Annotated in this window: 1 protein-coding gene; it reads right to left on the bottom strand. The window is 67.1% G+C overall.

Translation table 11 applies throughout. The features are described 5' to 3' along the window. Positions 1-246 (bottom strand): ABC transporter permease subunit (locus tag SB751_RS33995; protein WP_410749495.1); only part of this gene is annotated, 246 nt, incomplete at both ends.

The raw sequence follows: 246 nt of genomic DNA, 5'->3' as shown, positions 1-246 counted from the left end.
CCGGCAACACGAAATGCTGCCAACTGGCGTTGCCCGCCACCGGCAGCCATTTGAGGCCGACCGCGAAGACCAGGATCAGCGTGAGGCCGAACCAGAAGCTCGGCATGGCCTGGCCGATCACCGCGATCAGCAGCGCGAGGCGGTCGACCCAACTGTCGCGGTAGAGCGCCGCGATCACGCCCAGCGGAATCGCGACCAGCACCGCGATCAGCAGCGCGATGCCGCCAAGCTTCAGCGTGATCGGCA

It is taken from the genome of Cupriavidus sp. SIMBA_020 (assembly GCF_046535395.1).
Classification (GTDB): Bacteria; Pseudomonadota; Gammaproteobacteria; order Burkholderiales; family Burkholderiaceae; genus Cupriavidus; species Cupriavidus campinensis.
Note: the sequence above shows the minus strand (reverse complement) of the source record. Positions and strands in the feature narration are given on the sequence as shown.